General features: G+C 40.8%; 21 protein-coding genes and 1 pseudogene. 3 read left to right on the plus strand and 19 right to left on the minus strand.

Annotated features, from left to right (window positions below):
* Positions 1–2: 2 nt before the first annotated feature.
* From JOJ89_RS11805 to JOJ89_RS11815, 3 genes are read right to left on the minus strand one after another with little or no spacing between them, the layout of a single operon-like run.
* Positions 3–1,283, minus strand: coding sequence for an MFS transporter (locus tag JOJ89_RS11805; RefSeq protein ID WP_029280596.1), 1,281 nt, complete (start codon positions 1,281–1,283; stop codon positions 3–5).
* Between the two features lie 13 nt (positions 1,284–1,296).
* Entirely contained in the window at positions 1,297–2,244 is a 948-nt protein-coding gene (locus JOJ89_RS11810) for a sugar kinase (RefSeq protein ID WP_203287477.1), read from the minus strand.
* A 6-nt stretch (positions 2,245–2,250) separates the two neighbouring features.
* Complete coding sequence (locus tag JOJ89_RS11815) at positions 2,251–3,000, minus strand: sugar phosphate isomerase/epimerase family protein (protein WP_203287479.1); 750 nt, start codon at positions 2,998–3,000, stop codon at positions 2,251–2,253.
* A gap of 259 nt (positions 3,001–3,259) precedes the next feature.
* On the opposite strand from JOJ89_RS11815, the gene JOJ89_RS11820 reads away from it, so the two are divergent.
* Complete coding sequence (locus JOJ89_RS11820; protein ID WP_203287481.1) at positions 3,260–3,478, plus strand: hypothetical protein; 219 nt, start codon at positions 3,260–3,262, stop codon at positions 3,476–3,478.
* A 126-nt stretch (positions 3,479–3,604) separates the two neighbouring features.
* On the opposite strand, the gene JOJ89_RS11825 is transcribed toward JOJ89_RS11820, so the two are convergent.
* From JOJ89_RS11825 to JOJ89_RS11880, 12 genes are all read right to left on the minus strand, one after another.
* Positions 3,605–3,919, minus strand: a complete 315-nt coding sequence (locus tag JOJ89_RS11825; RefSeq protein ID WP_203287483.1) for a hypothetical protein — start codon at positions 3,917–3,919, stop codon at positions 3,605–3,607.
* Between the two features lie 163 nt (positions 3,920–4,082).
* On the minus strand, positions 4,083–4,379 hold the full coding sequence (locus JOJ89_RS11830) for a putative quinol monooxygenase (protein WP_203287485.1): 297 nt from the start codon (positions 4,377–4,379) through the stop codon (positions 4,083–4,085).
* A gap of 20 nt (positions 4,380–4,399) precedes the next feature.
* Complete coding sequence (locus JOJ89_RS11835; protein WP_029280589.1) at positions 4,400–5,035, minus strand: nitroreductase family protein; 636 nt, start codon at positions 5,033–5,035, stop codon at positions 4,400–4,402.
* A 21-nt stretch (positions 5,036–5,056) separates the two neighbouring features.
* Positions 5,057–5,500, minus strand: coding sequence for a MarR family transcriptional regulator (locus JOJ89_RS11840; protein WP_203287487.1), 444 nt, complete (start codon positions 5,498–5,500; stop codon positions 5,057–5,059).
* A 159-nt stretch (positions 5,501–5,659) separates the two neighbouring features.
* A complete protein-coding gene (locus JOJ89_RS11845) occupies positions 5,660–6,193 on the minus strand; it encodes an NTTRR-F1 domain (protein WP_029565938.1) in 534 nt (177 codons plus the stop codon).
* Between the two features lie 122 nt (positions 6,194–6,315).
* Complete coding sequence (locus JOJ89_RS11850) at positions 6,316–7,152, minus strand: hypothetical protein (RefSeq protein ID WP_242524603.1); 837 nt, start codon at positions 7,150–7,152, stop codon at positions 6,316–6,318.
* Positions 7,153–7,197: 45 nt separating this feature from the next.
* A complete protein-coding gene (locus JOJ89_RS11855; protein ID WP_203287489.1) occupies positions 7,198–7,467 on the minus strand; it encodes a hypothetical protein in 270 nt (89 codons plus the stop codon).
* Positions 7,468–7,744: 277 nt separating this feature from the next.
* Positions 7,745–8,002 (minus strand): hypothetical protein, encoded by a 258-nt coding sequence (locus JOJ89_RS11860; RefSeq protein WP_029280582.1) that lies wholly within the window; start codon positions 8,000–8,002, stop codon positions 7,745–7,747.
* A gap of 160 nt (positions 8,003–8,162) precedes the next feature.
* Positions 8,163–9,029 carry a PPK2 family polyphosphate kinase gene (locus JOJ89_RS11865; RefSeq protein WP_203287491.1) on the minus strand — a complete coding sequence of 289 codons (867 nt, stop codon included), beginning with the start codon at positions 9,027–9,029 and terminating at the stop codon, positions 8,163–8,165.
* A gap of 140 nt (positions 9,030–9,169) precedes the next feature.
* A complete protein-coding gene (locus JOJ89_RS11870; protein WP_203287493.1) occupies positions 9,170–10,129 on the minus strand; it encodes an ABC transporter permease in 960 nt (319 codons plus the stop codon).
* Complete coding sequence (locus JOJ89_RS11875; protein ID WP_203287495.1) at positions 10,126–10,830, minus strand: hypothetical protein; 705 nt, start codon at positions 10,828–10,830, stop codon at positions 10,126–10,128. Before JOJ89_RS11875 ends, JOJ89_RS11870 begins: the two co-directional genes overlap by 4 nt.
* A complete protein-coding gene (locus JOJ89_RS11880; protein WP_203287497.1) occupies positions 10,830–11,681 on the minus strand; it encodes an ABC transporter ATP-binding protein in 852 nt (283 codons plus the stop codon). Before JOJ89_RS11880 ends, JOJ89_RS11875 begins: the two co-directional genes overlap by 1 nt.
* Positions 11,682–11,797: 116 nt before the next feature.
* Between JOJ89_RS11880 and JOJ89_RS11885 the strand changes: the two genes are divergently transcribed.
* Positions 11,798–12,394 carry a TetR/AcrR family transcriptional regulator gene (locus JOJ89_RS11885; protein ID WP_203287499.1) on the plus strand — a complete coding sequence of 199 codons (597 nt, stop codon included), beginning with the start codon at positions 11,798–11,800 and terminating at the stop codon, positions 12,392–12,394.
* 45 nt (positions 12,395–12,439) lie between these two features.
* Here the strand turns inward: JOJ89_RS11885 and JOJ89_RS11890 are convergent, their stop codons facing one another.
* From JOJ89_RS11890 to JOJ89_RS11900, 3 genes and pseudogenes are all read right to left on the minus strand, one after another.
* The gene (locus JOJ89_RS11890; RefSeq protein WP_242524604.1) at positions 12,440–14,200 is read right to left on the minus strand and encodes a M3 family metallopeptidase; all 1,761 of its coding nucleotides are present in this window, start codon (positions 14,198–14,200) and stop codon (positions 12,440–12,442) included.
* A gap of 105 nt (positions 14,201–14,305) precedes the next feature.
* Positions 14,306–14,948 (minus strand): annotated as a pseudogene (locus tag JOJ89_RS11895) (HAD family hydrolase).
* Between the two features lie 11 nt (positions 14,949–14,959).
* The gene (locus JOJ89_RS11900) at positions 14,960–15,196 is read right to left on the minus strand and encodes a hypothetical protein (protein WP_029280568.1); all 237 of its coding nucleotides are present in this window, start codon (positions 15,194–15,196) and stop codon (positions 14,960–14,962) included.
* Between the two features lie 262 nt (positions 15,197–15,458).
* Here JOJ89_RS11900 and JOJ89_RS11905 point away from each other — a divergent pair, with 262 nt between their 5' ends.
* Positions 15,459–15,743, plus strand: a complete 285-nt coding sequence (locus tag JOJ89_RS11905; RefSeq protein ID WP_203290331.1) for a hypothetical protein — start codon at positions 15,459–15,461, stop codon at positions 15,741–15,743.
* A 148-nt stretch (positions 15,744–15,891) separates the two neighbouring features.
* Here JOJ89_RS11905 and JOJ89_RS11910 read toward each other — a convergent pair whose 3' ends face one another.
* Positions 15,892–17,058 carry an iron-containing alcohol dehydrogenase gene (locus JOJ89_RS11910; RefSeq protein ID WP_203287504.1) on the minus strand — a complete coding sequence of 389 codons (1,167 nt, stop codon included), beginning with the start codon at positions 17,056–17,058 and terminating at the stop codon, positions 15,892–15,894.
* Between the last annotated feature and the right edge of the window lie 6 nt (positions 17,059–17,064).

Raw genomic sequence — 17,064 nt, forward strand, 5'->3', positions numbered from 1 at the left:
TATTATGAAACGTTTAATGCATTGTTTTTCATCTGTTTGTTACCGGACTGTTTTGTTGCCAGAATAGTTAAGATAGCTGAGATGAGCAGCGACCCTGCCATAAAGAGATAAGAAGCTCCAAATCCTCCTGTAGAACCATTCAAATAACCCACGACATATGAACCAACAAATGATCCTAGTGCCCCCATGGAATTAATCAGGGCCATGGCGCCGCCTGCAACATTTCTTGGAAGTATCTCCGGAATAATGGCAAAAAACGGACCGTACGGAGCGTACATGGCTCCTCCTGCTAAAACAAGCAGACCGAAGCTTAGCCAGAAATGATCAGGACCGATTAAATAGGATGCGTAAAAAGCAATCGCTCCAATGAATAGAAATGGCCAGACAAACTCTTTCCTCTTTTGAAGCTTATCTGAGTAATGCGAAGCTAGAAGCATCAGAAGAACGGCCAGCACATAAGGAACAGCCGAAAGCCATCCTGTTTGGACAATGCTCATATTCGGAGCTGCTTTTATGATCGAAGGCAGCCACATCACAAAACCGTATAGTCCGACGCTCCAAAGAGCATATTGTGCAGCCAGTAAAATAACAACTTTTGATTTAAACGCCTCTTTATAGTTTTTAACCGGCTTGATGCCCTGCTGTTCCCGTTCCAAAGCATACTGCAGGTCCGCTTTTTCTTTCGCGCTCAGCCATTTAGCATCTTTTGGATGGTCAAATACGAGTTTCCACCAGAGGAACGCCCAGATGACCGCAGGCAGGCCTTCGATAATAAACATCCATCTCCATCCGTAAGCTTCAAGCAGGTAACCTGAAACAATCGACATCCACAGCACCGTCACAGGATTTCCAAGAATCAGGAACGTATTGGCTCTTGAACGCTCTGCTTTGGTAAACCAGTGACTTAAAAAGACCAACATAGCAGGCATAACGGCACTTTCAACTACTCCGAGCAAAAAACGGATCGCAAACAAGTAGTTGACATTTGAGACCATTCCGGTCAAGGTGGCAAGAATCCCCCAGCCGATAAGCGACCAGAAGATTAATACCTTGGCACTCTTTTTTTCCGCATAATGCGCGCCGGGCACCTGAAAGAAAAAGTAGCCGAGGAAAAACAGGGAACCGAGCAGAGATGAAATGGCAGGCGTAATCTGCAGATCTTCTGCAAGGCCCCCCGCTGCTCCGAAAGCGTAATTCGCCCTGTCCAGATAAGCAAGGCTGTAAGTAATAAAAACAACGGGTATTAAGCGGATCCATCTTTGCTTTGCAAGCGGCTGATTCATGGAAACGTCCTCCTCAAATAGTCTGATTCATATAGTCAAATAAAGCATGCCTGTCAGGGTAGCCATCATTATCTCCCTGGGACTGAACAGCAAGTGCGCCAATTGCATTTCCCCGCAGAACAGCATCGTGCAGGCTGAGGTTTTCGAGCAGACCGCTGATGAGCCCGACTGCAAAACCGTCTCCCGCACCTACGGTATCGACAACGGCTTCTACCGGGAAGGGACTGACAACCCCTTCTTCTTTAAAGGTTTTGTAATAGGCTCCATCTTCTCCAAGCTTGATGACAACTGCTTTTACACCTTGATTTAAATAAAATGCAGCAATTTCCTCCGGACTGCTCAAACCGGTCAAAACCTTTCCTTCCGCTAAACCGGGAAGGACATAATCTGCCTGAACGGCCATTCTGTTCACGGTTTCAATCATTTCCTCTTCGGAAGCCCATAATGCCGGCCGCAAATTCGGATCAAATGTTATGCTTTTTCCAAGTGTTTTCATGTGCCTCTGTGCTTTTTCTGCAAATGAACGGGTATGAGAAGAGACGGCAAGCGGAATGCCTGTCATATGTAAATGTGCCGCACGGCTGAAATAGTCAGGCCTGAAATCTTCTTCGTTCATATAACTTGCTGCGGAGCCCTTTCTGAAAGACTGAACGAAAGGGTCACCCGACAGAACTTTTTCCTTCAGCTGGAACCCTGTCGGATACCGTGAATCTTTAAAAACATGCTCTACATCCACTTTTTCCTCTGAGAGCCTTTTCATAATGTAGGTGCCAAACGCATCTTCCCCGACCTTGCTTGCCCATCCGGCATTGAGACCAAGCCTTGCAAGTCCGATCGCAACATTCGTTTCAGCGCCTGCAAGTTCACGGGTAAAGTGCTTTACTTCATCAAGCGGTCCCGTTTCATCAGCCATGAACAGCGCCATCGCTTCACCAAACGTCACAACATCCAATGGATTCATACCCTCTCACCCTTCCATCTGATTTTCTCTTGCTAAACCGATAAATTCTTTTAATCTTTCGTGGGGCTGTATTGGGAATTCCAGTGCAGCCGGCACAGATTTCCCCGTCCTGTTGTGAAACATCCTCCACCCTGCATGTTTTGCCGCTGACAGTCCGGCTGGGTGAAGCTCTCCATCTCTTAATGCCACTTCTTTTAAATGTAAATAGGAAATGTACTCTCGTAATCTGCTAAATGCTGATTCCGGCTTCTCACCTGTAAAGTGCCAGTTTCCAATGTCAAACGTCATCCTAACTGGAATCTCTATCTTCGAAGCGCTTTCAAAAAAGTCGGCCAGATGCTCAATTTTACCTCCGTGAGGTGTCTGATCATTTTCAATCAGGAGCTGTATCTCTTGATAATCCTTTAAAAATAGATCCAGTTCAGCAAGATCAGAAACTCCGTGTAAATAATAACCGAGTGGGAGTTTCAGCCATTTTGCCCCAACTGCAAGAGCCTCACCGAACACTTTTACTAGTTCATAAGAATTTAAGCGTCCCCCCTCACCCCATACCTCAGACGGGGCAGAGTAAACTGTGAACATAGCTAGACGAGTAAGTTCTTCTTTCAGATGCGACAATGAGTCACTTTCTGAAAGCAGCTCCTTGCGTATCTCAATTCCATCCGCTCCTGCTTCGGCTGCTTTTCGGATAAAATCCAGCTGGCCACTCTCTAAAACTACTTTTCTGTCAAAAACATTCATTGGAATGATAATCAAGCAGCGATCAGCCTCCTAATTTATTGATAAATCGGTTTAGTAAATCGGTTTAGTGAAAGTATAATCTTTTTGAAAGCGTTTTACAACTACTATTCATAATTTTTTAAAACAATGGATCAGCCGCCGCTATTTTCATCATTTTTAATCCTTGTATCCTTCCTGCAATTGTGCAGATTTTCAACATCCTGATAAGTCTCATGGAATTCATGTTAAAATTAAGGTTACGATATCATGATCAAGTGCGGACGGTGATCGAAAAGTGACTAACATTAAAATACGAGTTCAAGATACGATTATAGAAATTGAAGAAAACGAAAGATATTTTATTGAAGTTAAAGATAGGAGCTTTACCGGTTCAATCCTTGAGAATATGAATTTTGAGTTCGGCGGACGGGTATTCTTTTACATCCTCACTGATGCAGAAAACGAAGATTATCAACTTGCAGAAGATGAAATCATAACCATTAAAAAACTTTAAGTTTGCGAGAATGGAATCATATCCACAATCTTTACGAAAACAGACTTTCAAAAGTACTGTTTTTATCCAAGAAAGCCCCTGCATGAAGAAATTGAAAAGGGACCGCTCAAATGCAGTCCCTTTATTTTATCTATAATATTTTAAGTACTTGGTTTCAAGGTATTTCCCATTTTTATCGTAATAGACATTTTTTATGTAGTGCCATACCGCATCAAAATCTTCGTAGACCTTATAGTAACCAGCAGAATGATATTTAGTCGTAACATACGTCCAAGTATATCCTCCGCCGCCCGGATCTTCTACCGCCTGAATAGAAACGCTTTCTCTATTTGGGGTAGTTGATGCATTCAGCTGCTTTGCCGATGCGCTCTCCCCCGCAAATCCTGCAGTCAAAATCCCTACTGATAGAAAAGTGACTGTCTTTGCAATCATTTTTTTCATATCTTTCTCCTCCTCTAAAGTATTTTACTTCTTTTTCCAGTTTAATATGTTACTAAATACAATCAAAGGGTATATTATACTATTTTGTATTATTTTTCTATCTCTCTCTTATTTTTCTATTTAAAAACCCAGTCCTTCTAAAGGACTGGGTTTTTAAATAAAATTATGATTTTACTTGCTCACCATTGAAAACTTTAACCTCAGGCGGTGCAGCCAAAAACTGCATCGCTTTTCCAGAAAACACTTTAAAATGCTCGCTGCTGTTATGAAGTTCAACTGCTTCTGCATCCTTCCACAGCTCGATCATTTTGTACGCTCCTGCTGTTTCAGTGTCTTTCATTAAATCATAAGAAATGTTGCCATCCTCTTCTCTTGAAGCTGCAACAAGCTGACGAATTTCGCTTAGAAAGTCAGCTTCCTTTTCAGATAATACCTTAAAACCTGCATGTATAATGATCATTTTTATATCCTCCTCTTTCGTTATTTCCACTCTGTAATTTTTTCAACAGGAAGTCGGACAGACTGATAGCCTTCATCTGCTGCTCTACCAATTGAAATGAGCATAACAGGATAGTAGCGCTCTTTATCGAGTCCGTAAGCTTCTGCAATCTTATCTTTTTCAAAACCACCAATCGGATTTGTATCAAAGCCGTGTGCTCTTGCAGCAAGCATCAGCTGCATGGAAACGAGCCCTGCATCAATTAAGTTCATATCTTTTAGCTGATCAAATGTCATTACCTCAAAAAAGCCTTTTATGGCCGCAACCTGCTGATCGCGTACATCCGCAGGCATAAAGCCTTTTTCCACAGCAGTGCTGTAGATTTCTTCAAGATATTCATCGCTTTTCATATCTGCAAAAACAGCAATTACAGCGGCTGACGTTTCAACTTGTCTCTGATTAAATTTGGCAAGCGGCGCAAGCGTTTCTTTTCCTTCTTTAGTGTCAATGACAACAAAGCGCCATGGCTGAAGGTTAACTGATGACGGAGCAAGTGCTGCTTCTTCAAGAATCTCAGCCATTTCCTCTCTGCTGATTTTAACGGACGGATCATAATTTCTGATGGATCTGCGGCCTCTTACAATTTGCTGGTAGTCATTAATAAGTGTTTGATTCATGATGTATGTTCCTCCCTGATGCTATTCGTTTATTTTTTCAACATTCTCTTTAATGCGGGAAAGCATTCCCAGCAGGACTTTACGTTCATCTTCTGAAAAGTCTGCGAGCACATTTGAGATAAATCGCTGTTTTTCTGAGCGGTATGCAACAATTTTCGATCTTCCTTCTTCGGAAAGACTTACGTAAGTAAATCGCTGATCGTCAGGGTTTTTCCTCCGGACAACCATTCCCTTTTCCTCAAGCTGCTTAAGGTGCCTCGTCACAGCTGCATGATCAATGTGAACAAGCTTTTGCAGAGCCCTCTGACTGATCTCGTCCACTTCATAAAGCTGGTGGAGCAGATCGAGACGGGCCTGGCTGATGCCTGTACAGCGTTCAAACTTGCTCATCGTCTGTTTTGTAATTTCAAAAACCCGGTACAGTATCTCTTCTTCTTCTTCTTTGCAGAAACGAGGCAATCGCATCCTCCACCTTATATAATTGATAAGTCAATCATTGACCTGTCAACTACTATAAACCATCTATTTTCAAAAGTCAAAAGAGAAGATTTTTGTTTTGACTTCATTAAAAATAGCGCTCCGCCAGGGAACGCTCATTAGTTTTTTCCGACTTATACATATAATTTATTTTTGACCTCTTCTCTGAATCTCCTTGTACAAGTTCACAAAAGTTGTACGGCCATTGCGAAGGTTTTCAGGTCCGTCATTTCCAATTGGATAGAGCTCAAGATTCTCCACAATAACATCAGGCGCCCCTACTTGCGGCATTTTATTGATCATGACAAGCGCCTGGGTTGTTCCAGGAGGTGCAGGTGATGCAATCCATACCCACTCTCTGCTTCTTTTATCATTCAGTCTTCCAGCAGGAATCGTTCTGATCAAACCGTGTCCAAGAAGCTTAAATGCCGCATTATAGTATGCTATGGATACACTGATCTGCGGGCTGCTGAAAGCCCCGCCATTTGATAAAGCTGCATTGAGTTCAAAACTTTCCCCCGGAAAAGCTTTAACATATTGAGTAATGAAACTGTTTAATTCCCCGCCAAGCAAACGGACAGCATAGATTCCGCTGCGTTTGGCAATGACCGCATGAAATCCTGTCCATGGTGAAAGGCCGCCTGTTTTAAAGTTGCCGTTTACAATCCGATTATCTGTCACGCTGGTTCCCCCGAATCCATCAAACTTAATTCTTATTAATGTATGTCCATTAACGGGAGTTGACAGTGCGTATGACTACTTGAGTTAGTTGAATAAAAAATAGATATAAAATCTCTGATGAGTTATTGAATCTTGGCAAGAATCCGTGAAACGGAATCGCTATTTTCATCAATCTTCATGTGAGCACACAGCCTTTTATGAACAGCTATGAATTCAGGGGTCATTTCATGAAGGACACAAAGAATTTGCTCTTTTTCTCTCCCCGTGTACCACCCATTTAAAAGCAACCGCTGATTTTCCGTAAGCTTACCCCTTGCCCCTTCTATTTTTGCCCAGTCTCCAGGATTATTAGGCGGATATCCCTTTTCCATATACCAGCCTGCAGCAATCGACCATCGCATCATGTCCAAACAGTGTAAAGCATAATAAATTTCATTCCTCATACATCTCCGGTAAGCTTCATGTGCATATGCAAAAAACTTGTTTCTCCAAATGTCAAATTCAGCCTCACTGGCCTTATACTTTAGAGGTTTTGATTGACTGCGAAGATTTTCCAGAAAACACTCATGATCTTTAACTATTTTTATATCTCTCAACCACACAGAAGGAGATAAATCACCGCTCTTGTAATAAAAGGAATCAACTTTAATAAAACAGTCAAAGTGAGCAATACTGTATACTGTCCACGGAAAGTCTTCAAAAAACAAAACATTTCCCCATCTTTCTGCCCGATTCTTTTTATTTTGCCGGTACTGCTCAAACTCGTCATCTTTAACCACAATACGCAGATCGATATCTGAATAGAGGTCTGTGTTTCCGGCTCCTATTGATCCCCCATAAAAGACCGCTGAGACGCTATCATCGAGAAGAAGATCCTGCTCTACTTCTGCCATCAATTCTTCCCGCCATTTTGGCAGATTTGAATCCCTCTCTTCAAATTTCATTAATGACATAGTCATAAAAAAGTACTCCCTCCCCTATTAATCTTCCTTGCTGTTTAAGGATTAAACAGCGAGATAAAAACTCATAAATATACACATTATGCCCGTGGTGAGTAAGAGGATGCAAAACAGCCTGCGCCATAATCCGCCGATGAAATAAAGTGCAAGCAAGAGATAATAAATCCCAGCAATAATGCCTAAAAACAACAAAAATTCAATTTGTTCATTTGGAGGAAGAGGATTTGTCAGGGCTGTCAACGCTGAACCTCCAATTAAGAGGATGCCAAAAAGCATCAATAGGTTCTTCATACTTTGCTCCCTGGATGTATTCATTTTATCAGTCTCCCAGTTTTTAAGTTTGCCAGTGCTGCAAAACTCTTCACTTTTCCAATTATGCAAGATAGGTAGTGTCACGAACAATCCTTACTGGAAAGAACGGTCTAGATTCATTGAATGCCGTGTAATAATTAGCCGTTCTTAAGTACTTGGGCTTTGAAATACAAATCAAGCTAATACTTATTTCAGCCTGTCTAAAATCGAGCAGTAAAATTGTTGATATGATAAGAAAAGCATAATAAAAAGCCACTTCAATAGAAGTGACTCTATCGTTTTATGGCGTGTTCCAAAATAGGGTAGAAGCAGTCGGGATTACAACAGCCCATAATAGCACAAACGAATTCCCAACCAGACCCACTATTTTAAGAGATGTTATCTTAGTAAGCAAGGCTGTCATGATTCCGATAATCGGCAGTACTCCTGCTATAATTATGGCTGAATTTGAGAATAAATCTTCGTTAAAAAACCAAGCTGTATACACAAGCATAGAAATTAAAAAAGCCGTAATTGATATGATGCCTGACTTTCTCATATCCATCCCCCTCTCAGGTATAAATCAATTTGTTATCCTTACTTATTTTACCACTTGTTATTTGTTATTAAAAACAAAACAACAGCAATTTTCAAAAAACAGTCTATATAAAACATAAAAGAGCCCGTCACATGGATGGCGGGCTCTTCCTGACTAAAATTCATTCTTTTTCACTTTCAAGCATCTCAATGTAGTGATCCAGCTTCTCTTTGTTCTCCTGAGAAATTTCAGGGAACTGCGGATCTATCTTTTCCAGGCATTTATTCATAACTTCAGAAATGATGTAGCGTGAATACCATTCATCATCTGCAGGGAGTATGTGCCAAGGGGCATATTCCGTTGATGTATGGTTCAGCATGTCTTCAAAAATGTCCTGGTAGCTGTCCCAATGCTTCCGCTCTTCCACATCGCTGAAGGAAAACTCCCAGTTCTTCTTTGGGTTTTTCATCCGCTCGAGGAGTCTTTCCTTCTGTTCTTTTTTCGACATATGAAAGAAGAATTTCACCACTTCAAAGCCATTTTCCGTTAAATAGCGCTCAAAGTCATTGATTTGTCTGTAGCGGACTGCCCATGTTTCTTCTTTCTCCTTCTCATCAGGCACCGATTCTTCTTTAAGCAGATCATGAACTCTCGGAGCTATAACTTCTTCATAGTGGGAACGATTCAGAATCCCGATTTGACCTCTCGCAGGAAGCGCTTTATGGATTCTCCAAAGATAATCATGCTTTTGCTCTGAGTCCGACGGCTTTTGAAAGGAAGTCGTTTTCAGGCCCTGAGCGGTTAAGTTAGAAAAAATGTAGCTGATGGCTTCATCTTTTCCTGCAGCATCCATAGCCTGCAAAACGACGACAATGCCCTTCTTCTCTTCCGCATGAAGGCGCCAGTGCAATTCCTTCAGCCTGTCTATGCTTTCAGGAATAAGATTCTCCAGCAGTTCTTTTTCTGAGTAATCATGCTTCTCACTCGGTGAGTAATCTCTTAATTTTAATTGTTTATTGCCTTCAATTCTGTATTTGTTTACGTTCATTTTTTCCTCCTAGGTCCGCTGAACAACCATTTCCTGATGCCGCTGAAAAGCTAGCGCATTTTGTGTTCATTCCTCCATCTTTACCCAAGTTCATGAAAGCGTAAACGGGAAACGCAAATGGTATCTCTGCCTCATAACTTTCAATAAGTTTTTGCCTTCTTTATGCCATATGGCGTCCTATGCCAGTTGGCTGCAATCATGCACAAAGCAGCGGCGGATAAACCAAGGCTCAAGTATACATACGTGTAGTTCAAGTCATTCATATACAACCCATAGACTAGCTGCAGCAGCCAGTAGAATGGGTCTGCCATCGCAATATTATGCATGATTTCTCCCTCTAAAAAGAATCCCAGTCCGGGAATCGCCATTAAAAAGACAAGTGTGACAGGTTTTAATATAGCAAGTGCCTGCGTTTCAGTTGATGCGTAAAAAGCCATTGCCATTCCAAGAACGGTCCCAAGCAAAATACCGATTAGGATGATAAGTCCCGCTGTCTCCCAAACAAAAGGCAGTTTTAATAAATAACTGCAGATCACAAAATCAAATAATGTAATGAATGAGGCAATAGTTATTTTAGAAAGAATTGGTACTGCCGGATGTACCGGCTGGACATTTTGAAGCTCTGTTGTTTTATTCTTCCGTTCTTCTACCAGACTGAACAAAATGATGATGCCAAAGAAAAGAAAGGATCCATAAAGGTTAAAAGCATACACTTTTTCAAATAGACTGGAACTCAAGCTGTCTGATTCAATAGGTTTTTCTTCAAGGATCCGCTTTGCTTTCTCAACCGCTTCAGCCGGTTCACGGCCGTCTGTAACCAGCTTTCCTTCAACAAAGCCGATCTTGGCATCAATATCGTTTACCTCCTGAATTAAATCTTTCTGAGTAGCTGAAATCAAAACTTGAACTCCATCCGGAATGCGAAATTCATTTTTTTCTTCTTCAAGAACGACAATTTTCGGTGTATCCGAATAGGTTTCTGTGATGCCGGAAGCCCCAAATGCCGTAATGATTGGGAAAAGGACAATAAGCCAAATGAGCATATTTCTTCTTGAAAGCGCAAAATCTTTTCTTATATAAGCTGTAAACACTTTTTTCATAGCCTGAACCCTCTCTCGAACGTTACTTTTTTAAAAATCAAAAGACTGATAACGTAAATCACTACGGCAAAAATAGTGAGTTCGATATAAGTACCTGCAGAAGGCCCTTCCGGCAAATATAAGGAATAGTATGCCCCAATGAATGGTTCAAATGGGTTAAATGGTACAGGCTTAATATTCCACATCGGCAAAACGAGACGTATCATGACCGCAAATATGAACCCTGTCACAACACTTCCGGCAAGCATGACAACACTTTGTTTTTTAACAATCATCGCCAGAAGCATCCCGCTTGCAATCATAACGATTGAAAGAATGAGGGTTAAAAACAGGAATTGCAGCAAAAACGCGATTTGATTCACTGCAGGTATGAGTGCCAGGAAGGCTGCTGCAACAATAATCATCAAAAGCAAAACATGCTTACTGAAAAAATAGTGTGCGACCGTTCTGCTTGTTCTCATAACTTGAATCATATTTGTCTCCATATCCTCTGAAATCTGCATAGCCGCCATCCAGAATAAGAGGTCAATAAGAATAATGATATAGAAAATTGTAAAAACCGGAAGCCACGATTCAACCCATGAAACTTCCTGAAATCCAAATGCCAGAATGTTGATTCCAAGCGACATTAAAAGGATGTAGCCGAATATCAATGCGACGATATTATTCCGAATAAGCTTAATCCATTCCATTTTCAGCATCACGCTTCCCCCTTCAGCCCCCGGCCGACAACCTTGATGAAAATTTCTTCCAGGCTTGCTTCCTGAGTATGAATGCTGTCGAAGTGCCTGCTTTTAATGATTTCGGTCAGTTTCGTCAAATCATCTTCTTTAGAAAAAGTTATCTTCTTTCCGCTTTGTTCAATTGACACAGTCTGCTTGCCAAAACGCTTCTTATAGTTTTCAGGAGTATCGAGTTCAACAATCTTTCCATTATTAAAAAAGGCAATTCTGTCACAAAGTTTTTCTGCTTCATTCATATCATGAGTTGTCAGGAACATGGTGGTGCCTCTTCTATTCATGTCCTTTACCACCTCGCGTACATAGGCTGCAATTTCAGGATCCATACCTGATGTCGGTTCATCCATGAACAGGATTTCCGGATTAGTGACAAGCGCTCTTGCCAGAACAAGTCTTGTTTTCATTCCTTTTGAGTACTCGCCTGCTTTTTTATCTTTCGATTTATAGAGATCCATTTTTTTCAGTATGTCATAAACCTCGTCTTTCCCTGTCCCATACAATCCTGCATGAAAGATCAGGTTCTCATAACCGGTCAATGTCGGGTAAAGCACATCATTTTCGAAAGCAATGCCTATTCTTTTGTAAAAAGAGTGATTTGCTTTTGACATATCCTGCCCCAGAATAAACACTTTTCCAGGCGGAGGTGCAATCAGTCTGGTTAACAGTTTAATCGTAGTGGACTTCCCAGCGCCGCTCGGTCCCAGGAAACCAAAAACCTCTCCCTTCTTCACTTGGAATGATAATTGATCTACTGCATTGCTTTTTCTGTCATATGAATAAGTCAATCCTTTTGCTTCAATTGCAAAGGTCATCTCTCCACTCTCCTTTTTGAAACAATTTAATTAATTTGTTTCATTTGTTATAAAATCAGTATAGTACTTTTTGAAACAAAGTCAACAATTTGTTATAATATTTACGAGGTGAAGGAATGGACGGCTTTAAAGCAAGAACAGATAAAAAAAGAGAACTGATTATACAATCAGCTCTCATGCTATTTACACATTTATCTCCAAGTAAAGTTTCTATCAGGGAAATTGCTGCAAAGGCACAGGTCTCGGTCGTGACCATTTACAATTATTTTGGAAGTAAAGAAGGGCTGATGCTTGAAGTTGTCAGGTCTGTACTGGCAGCGCAATTACAGCTGGCAGAAGAAATCACGCAATCAAATGACCCTGCTGATAAGAAGATATCAAGACTGATTTTTACAAAAACTGAGCTGCTCAGTCAATTTCATCCTGATTTTATTTCTTTTATCATGAATGACTCCAGCATGAAAAAATTAATAGAAGAAGAATTTCTCACCAGGACTTACGAGCTGATTAAGGATTTTATCCACCAGGCTAAATCCGAGGGCGCTTTTTCCAAAGAGCTGCCGGATGAAATGATCATGAAAGTGATCGAACTTTACCGAAAAGATATCTCTTCTGAAAACAGTATTCTTTTTTCAAGTCAGGAAGAGTTGAAAAGCCATGAAACCATATTAAAAATTCTGCTGTACGGAATAGCAGGCTATAAGAATCTTTAATATAGACAGACGTGTAACAGCCTCCCTAATAGGAGGCTGTTTCAGTTATTTCGAATGAACAGGTAACTCTTTATATTGATCAATATCTTTTATCATGTTTTTCAACGGTCTGATCCAAAAATCTGACTCTGTTAAATCAATAGCAAAATGTTTTTTTACTAGCTGTTCTAGCGGAAGTGTTCCCGTTTCACCTAGAAACTTCAGAAATTTCCCATCAAAATCCTCATCTATTTTTGATTTCTCCAAGAGACCTGCACTCAATAAGAAACCAAATGTATAGGGATAATTATAAAAAGGAACATCCGCCTGATAAAACTGCCCATATTTTATCCACACGTAAGGTTCATATTCACTCAAAGCTCCGCCAAACGCTTTTTTCTGGCACTGCAGGGAGAGCTGCTCCATTTTCGCTGCATCAATGTCTTTTGTCTTATTGAGCTCATAAAAGCTTTTTTCGAATAGAAAGGCCCCTCTGATTGACATAAGATAATTTAATTGACGTTCAATTTTCCAGCCTAGAATGGCTTTTTTTGTTCGATTATCTTTTGTGTTTTCAATGACGTAATCAATTAGTGCTGTTTCAAATAAGATGGAAGCCGTTTCGGCAGCAGTCATTTCAAACGTCTCATCTGAAAAGTGCAGGGACGGAACAGCTCTCATTTGTTTGAAATGCCAGGCATGGCCTAATTCATGAGAGAGTCTTCTCGCACTTTCTAAGCTGTTGTCAAAGGAGAGAGAGATTCTTGACTCACCTTCTGCAAGAAATGGTGCACAAAATCCCCCCGGCGGCTTTTCTTTCCGCTGTTCCAAATCCACCCACCCATTGGTGATCACATGATGGATAAATTCAGGAATTTCACCGTCAATCCTTTCAAGAGACTTCGAAATTGCGTCAACAGCGTCAGAAACCGAAAATTCAAGGTGCACATCTTGTGTTGAAGTCATTGCCTCATGCCATGTGAGCTTCTCCTTATTAGCTTCCTCCGCTTTTACCAGTAAATACTCTGAAAGTTCAGCTGAACATTCATCCACCGCAGCCCACATTGCTTCTAGTGAATGCTTTGAAATTCCGTTCTGTTCGAGAGAGTGATCAAAGAAATGAATATCTTTTACTCTATATTCATTTAATTTTATTTCAGCCATTTGGCCATAGATAGCCGCAAATCTTTCTCGTTGTTTTTCCAGTGTTTTATTCAAACTTTTGAATGCATTGGTTTTCACTTTCAAATCTGAATGAGACATGGCCATATAACTGGCTTCCCCATAAGTGAACGTTTTTTCCCCATCACCGGCATGAATACTTATGTTCAATTGATTCCGCAGCTGTTCATAGTCGTATTGAAGCCCTCTCAACTTTTCTTTAGATAGACGTGTGTTCTTATCTTCTTTACGATTTATCTTATTGCTTCTCAATTGACCTATTAATATGTCTTTCTCAGTCATTCGTATGGGCAATACTCCCTTCTCCTGACGATCCTCATTGAAAAGGTTTTCCGCCAAATTGAACCGAATATGAAGCAGTCTTGTTTTCAGAGCTGAAATTCGGCTGTATACGTCTGCTAACAGAGAAGACTCTCCTTTCTCTGTAGTCAGACAATAATAAAATGATTCCAATGATTCAATTTGACGGATGCTGTTCGAAAAATCGGAAAGTGTGTTTTCATTTATACCATCCGATTTAGAAGCTGATTCCAGAAACGATACTGTTTCTTCTATATTGCCGGCATACTGGCTTACCTTTTCCAGGTCTGACCCAGTAAGAAGAGTGTCTAGATTCCAACGGGTTTTATAATCGGCGGTCTTCAATCCCAATCCTCCCATTTAACCGTTATCATTTTCATCCAGTTTAAAAAACGCATAACACTTTATGTCATGCGTTTTCAAGAGTTAAAATTTTCCGATTTTATACTCTCAGTTATTTCTAACAAACAAACGATTTAAAATCTGATCTGCTTCCATTAAATCGGCCACCACATAATCCGCCTGCGCTAATTCTTCCCTGTCGGAAAAGTCAAACCTGCACCCGATTGCTTTTAGGTGATTGTCTTTCGCAGCAAGGATATCTGACAATCTGTCGCCGACAACAGCGCCTGCATTCAGATTGTATTTATGTAGGATTGATCTTACGAGGTCTGATTTGTTCTGGGAAACAATCTGCTGGATGCTGAAGGTTTCTGTGATCCACTCCGCAAGTCCATAGTGATCAACGATTGTCTGAAGGTAACGTGTCAGCCCGTTGCTTGCAATAAACAGCTGAAATCCAGAACAAGCAAGCTTCTCCAGCAATTCCTTCGCATTTGGATATAATGCCCCCTGATCCGCTTGTATCGCCACAAGCAGTTTGTCGAGAAAATATCCGTCTGCAAAATCACGGTCTTCCTGCGGATGATTCGGCAATAATGTCTCCCATACAACCGGAAGAGGCACACCCATGATTTTCGTTCTCCCATTTTCCAAGTTCCCTAAGCTGTACAAACGTCTCCTCAAGAGCCCATTCCAAAATAAGATCGGTTTGAAAAAGTGTTCCGTCCATGTCAAAAATCACAGCTGTCATATGTATACTCCCTAAGCTTTTTTATTTAAGTCTTCTTTTTCAGCAGCAAGCAAATACAGGATTCCTGCAATCAGTGCCAGAATGCTGAATGTGTTAAGTGTAAATCCCACACTTTTAATCATGGCATCATAAATTTTTTCATCCCATGTGGTAACTCCTGACCCGAACATGGCCGCGCTGATATACTTAGCGGCAAGCAAAAAAGCGGAAATAGCTAAAAAAGAAACACCGGCACCCCGTTTGTTCATCTCACATTCCCCCAGCACTTTTATAAAGACTTGTTTTCTCTCATTATAGCATTTATTTCCACTTTATCTTCAAACTATTTTTCTATTGAAAAAACAGTGACATGTAAGGTGCAAACAAGGAAATATTCATTCAAAACATACTGTATTTCTCATTGAAAACTAGAAAAATATGTTAAAATATACATGAGGAATATGCTTATCACCAGTCAGGAAACGGACAGGATTGCACAAATTTAAATGAAAATACAGTGGAGGCATCATGATGTGGTTACTATTAGGACTTATTGCCATTGCAGCAACATTTATAAATCTTTATATGTATAAAACAGGCAAAGATTATAAACTTGCTATGGCTGCAGGCTTATCATTTACAGCATTAACACTTTGTTCAGAATACAGCCTGGTGTCCCGGTGGGTAAAAGCGGAAGATTGGTCAGCTCTGCTTGATGTAGTTCCTGGCATGGAAAGGGGATTATGGTTTTTGACAATTGTTTCGATTTTGCTGAATATAGCACCTGTTCTTTTAGAACTAAGGAATAAAAAATAATCATTTAACGGTAAATGATAACTAACTATGATACCTATATAGTAAAAGGCTTAGAGAAAAATCCTCTAAGCCTTTTTGAGTGATTTGGTTGTTTGCACCTCACAAATAAACTCTCTTAACGTGTGCTTCACTCGTTATTTTGTTTATCTTATAAGGAATTCACTAATATCGTTCTAACATCATCTTTGTTTAACGGCACATAGCTTCCAATCGTGTCTCCCACCATGGAGCGCTCAACCATCAATTCTATTTCACGGCTGTCAATCCCGTAATCTGACAGATTTTCAGGGGCGCCAATTGATGCCCAAAACTCTTTAACACGCTGAATTGTTTCTCCTGCAAGATCATTCAGTGATTTGCCTTCAGTGTTCAAATCAAATACACGAATACCGAGCTGAGCGACTTTTTCAGGCTTTGTCTGTGCGACAAACTCCATCCAGCGCGGGAATAAAATGGCTAGTCCCCCTCCGTGCGGAATATCATGAACAGCAGAAACCGCATGCTCAATCATGTGGGTAGCCCAGTCTGTTTTGACTCCCATTGTTAAAACCTTGTTTAATGCAAATGTCGCATTAAGCATAATCACTTCACGGAAGTCGTAATTTTCAAGATCCTTGATCAGTTTAGGCGCAACATCAATGGTAGTTTTGAGAATAGACTCCCCGAAACGTTCCTGAAGAGGTGCGTTTTCTGATGCATGGAAGTATTGTTCAAATACGTGTGACATCAAGTCAACAATCCCGTATACCGTCTGATCTTTAGGGACAGTATATGTGTTTTGCGGATCCAGGACACTGAATTTAGGGTATGTGTGGATGGAGCTGAACGCACGCTTGTCTTTTTCCTCCCAATTTGTGATCACGGAATTTCCGTTCATTTCTGTTCCTGTTGCAGCCATAGTCAGAACCGTTCCAAGCGGCACAGCCGATGCCGGAGCTGCTTTTCCGGTCACAATGTCCCAGACATCTCCATCATAATGAACGCCTGCTGCGATTGCTTTTGCACAGTCAATGACGCTTCCGCCGCCGACAGCAAGGATGAATTCCAGATTATTTTCTCTGATTAACTGGATTCCCTTGTTTACTGTTGAAAGTCTCGGATTTGGTTCAACTCCGCTCAATTCAACTATTTCCGCATCTGGAATGGCTTTCAGCTGCTCCATGACGGTATCATACAAGCCGCTTTTTTTGATGCTGCCTCCGCCATACACAAGCAGAATTTTATTTCCATACTGAGCTGCCTCGTCCTTGATGGCAGCTGTCTGATTTTTTCCAAAGATAAGTTTTGTAGGGTTTACATATTGAAATTGATCCATTTTTTA

Source organism: Metabacillus sp. cB07 (assembly GCF_016839225.1).
Lineage (GTDB): Bacteria > Bacillota > Bacilli > Bacillales > Bacillaceae > Bacillus_P > Bacillus_P indicus.